The sequence below is a fragment of the Protofrankia sp. Cas8 genome (assembly GCF_963555845.1).
Taxonomy (GTDB): domain Bacteria; phylum Actinomycetota; class Actinomycetes; order Frankiales; family Frankiaceae; genus Protofrankia.
Genome location: NZ_CAUVXI010000121.1, coordinates 3321 through 6718, shown reverse-complemented (window position 1 = coordinate 6718; position 3398 = coordinate 3321). Strand labels below are relative to the sequence as shown.

Here is a 3398-nt window from a genome sequence, read left to right as displayed (position 1 = left end):
GTCCAGGCTTTCGAACGCGGCCTGGGCCAGCTCGGGATGAAGGGCCATCGTGCCGCCGAGGAAGCCGTCCGCGGACAGCACTCCCATGAGCAGCCCGGCGTCGGTGAGGGTGGGACGGGTTCCGCCCTGGCCGTAGGCGGCGGGCCCCGGGTCGGCACCGGCGCTGTCCGGACCCACCTGGATCTCGCCGGTCGGGGTGACCGCGACGATACTGCCGCCACCGGCGCCAAGCGTCACGATGTCGGTGGAGAGCGCGTTGATGACAAGGTCGTGTTCGAGCTCGAAGGTCGTGTTCGACCACGGTGTGCCGTCGATGACCACGCTGATGTCGACCGACGTGCCGCCGACGTCCGCGCAGAGCAGGTTCTCATCACCGATCAGCCGGCCGAAGTGGGCGCTGGACACCGTGCCCGCGGCCGGCCCGCCGACGACGAGGCGGTACGGCTGCTCCATCGCGTAGTCGGCCGGCATCAGCCGGGCTGCGCAGTCGGCGTAGTTGAACGTCCCGGTGAAGCCGAGGTCGTGCAGGCCGGTGGTCAGCCGGTCGGTGTATCGAGTGTATTTGATCTTCATGATGACGTCGACAACGGTGGTCGACGCGCGGCCGTACTCCTTGGCCAGCGGCGACACACTGCTGGAAATCGAACAGACCACGTCACCGAGCTCCTCGGCGACGAGCTCGCGCAGCCGTCGCTCGTGGGCCCCGTCGACGTAGGAGTTGATCAGGCAGATGGCGACGCCCTCGACGTTGCAGGCCGCGAGGACGCGCAGTTCCTCGCGCGCCTGCTCCTCGTCGAGAGCGATCAGGACGTCGCCCTGGGCGGTGATCCGCTCCTTGATGCCGCGCCGCAGATACCGCGGCACCAGGGGTCGGGACGCGTCGCCGATGCCGCGGCGCCACGACATGTCGGTCAGCGCCGTCCACGGTCGTACCAGCCGGCCTCGGTCGAGGATGTCGCGGTGGCCGAGTGTCGTCAGAAAGGCGACCTTGGGAATACGCCTCGTGATGATCGAGTTGAGACCGGCGGTGCTGGCGAGGTTGAACACGTCCGCCGTGGAGACATCAATGTCCGCGGCGCCGCGCAGGACCGAGGTCTCGCTCGTCCGAACGTCGGTCGGCACCTTGGCGACCCTGATCTGGCCGTCGTGGATGGCGACCACGTCGGTGAAGGTGCCGCCGACATCGACGCCGACAATCTTCCTGTCCATCACAGGGTGTCCTCCAGTCGCATGACCGTGCCAAGGCGCGACCAGGGTGTGCGGGATACCGAGCAGAGGCACGCGCGACACTTCACGACTTCGAACCAGCCGCCGTCGGACAGCACCGGATAACGCTGTAACCCGGCTTCGCCGCATTCGGGACAGATACCTTCGGTGTCTTCTCGTTTTACGGAAAGTATCGGTATGGGTGGACTCGTGGACTGTGGCACTTCTCGACCTCCTGACGAGTATGGCCGACGCCTGCACGGGCAATGGCCGGGCAGACGTGTTTCTTTGATGTCGGGATTCTTGTCGACGACGGTTTCGCCCGGGTGGACGAAAACGATCCGGGCGGCCCGGCAAAGCGGTCCGATCCGGATCGTTTCGCGTCGATGTGGTATGTAATGATAGTGATGTTAAAAGAGATTGTCAATATATTTCAGCAAACTTATATAACTATATAAGGCCATCCCCGTCCGCCCCCCGTTGCGTAGACGAGACCCGGTGAGTCGATCAAGGTCAGAAGGCCGGTCCGGTCCGGGTGCCGAGTTCGCGGATTGTCCGTGTTATCCGTGTTATCAGAACACCGCGGTTCCGTGGGTGGGCGACGAGGCCCGCGCGTGGTGACGCCTGGGTATGCGCCCGGCCCGTGCCGCGAGTCGCCCCGCCCGCACGCCGGCTGCCATGGCCGCCGCCATGAGGGCGGGGTCCTGGGACCGGGTGACCGCGGATGCGAGCAGCACGGCGTCGCAGCCGAGTTCCATGGCCAGCGCCGCGTCGGAGGCGGTGCCGATCCCGGCGTCGAGGACGACGGGAACCTCGGCCTCGGCGACGATCAGCTCGATGTTGTGGCTGTTGCGGATTCCCAGCCCGGTGCCGATGGGCGCGCCCATCGGCATCACCGCGGCGCAGCCGGTCTGTTGGAGCCTGCGGGCGAGCACCGGATCGTCATTGGTGTAGGGCAGGACGGTGAACCCGTCGGCGACCAGACGTTCGGCCGCGTCGAGGAGCTCGAGCGGGTCCGGTAGCAGCGTGTAGTCATCCGCGACCACCTCTAGTTTGATCCAGTCCGTTTCCAGCGCCTCCCGGGCGAGCTGCGCGGTCAGGACGGCCTCGTGGGCGGTGCGGCAGCCGGCGGTGTTCGGCAGTATCCGGACACCGCAACCGGCGAGCATGTCCAGTACCGACCCGGGTGTCGCAGTATCGACCCGTCGCATGGACACCGTGCACATGGCCGTGCCGGACGCCTCGATCGCCGCCGCCATGACGGCCAGGCTCGGCGCCCCACCGGTACCCATGATCAGCCGGGAAGCGAGCTCCTCGCCTGCGATGACCAGGATGTCGTCGGCCATGTCAACCTCCCTGGGTCGCGGTGAGAATCTCCACGTGCTGACCAGCGCGTAGCTCCAGCTCCGCCCATCGACTGCGGGGGGCCACAACGCCGTCGACCGCGGCGGCGGTTCCCCGGCCAGCCCCGGCCAGGTCCGCGATGAGCTGGTGCAGGGTGGTGCCGGCCGGTACCTGCATGGCTTCGCCGTTCACGGTGAGAGTCATCCGCCATCCTCCTCAGAACCTGGTCGGGGTTACCGCGGGTTCGAACCTGGCCGGGGTGAACGGTGTGACCTCGGCGGGCATGGCACCGTCGGCGAGCAGGCCGGCGATGGCATCCGCAGTCACCGGGGTGAGCAGCACGCCGTTACGGTAGTGGCCGACGGCCAGCACGAGCCCGGGCACCCGGGACGGACCGATGAGCGGTGCGTTGTCGGGCGAGGCGGGCCGCAGGCTGGTGCTCACCTCTTCGAGCTCGGCCTCGCCCAACCCCGGCACGAGGGCCTGGGCGTCGCGCAGGAGCTCGTACACGGCGCCGGCACGCGGGCTCAGGTCGAATCCGACCTCCTCGCTGCTGGCTCCGACCACGACCCGGCCGTCGCTGCGCGGCACCAGGTACACCGGGGCGCCACGGACCGAGCCCCGCAGCACGCAGGTAAGCAGGGGTGGCCCAACGGTCCGCAGCCGCAGCGTCTGGCCCTTGACCGGTCGGACCGCGGGCAGGGCCTCCGGTGGCAGCCCACCGATCCGGGCCGACCACGCCCCGGCGGCCAGCACGACTACCGGCGCTGTCAGGTCGGTGCCGTCGGCGAGCCGCAGCCCGACGACCCGACCACCGCGCAGCAGCCATTCCCGCGCGGCCACCCGGA

Annotated in this window: 4 protein-coding genes; all 4 read right to left on the bottom strand. The window is 68.5% G+C overall.

Translation table 11 applies throughout. The features are described from left to right. Nucleotides 1-1209: hydantoinase/oxoprolinase family protein (locus U9977_RS16980; protein WP_322750250.1), on the bottom strand; the 1209-nt coding region annotated here is incomplete at its 3' end. Between the two features lie 569 nt (nt 1210-1778). Continuing rightward, the gene (locus U9977_RS16975) at nt 1779-2552 is read right to left on the bottom strand and encodes a thiazole synthase (protein WP_322750249.1); all 774 of its coding nucleotides are present in this window, start codon (nt 2550-2552) and stop codon (nt 1779-1781) included. Between the two features lies 1 nt (nt 2553). Further along, the gene (gene thiS / locus U9977_RS16970; RefSeq protein WP_322750248.1) at nt 2554-2754 is read right to left on the bottom strand and encodes a sulfur carrier protein ThiS; all 201 of its coding nucleotides are present in this window, start codon (nt 2752-2754) and stop codon (nt 2554-2556) included. A gap of 12 nt (nt 2755-2766) precedes the next feature. After that, nucleotides 2767-3398 (bottom strand): FAD-dependent oxidoreductase (locus U9977_RS16965; protein WP_322750247.1); only part of this gene is annotated, 632 nt, incomplete at its 5' end.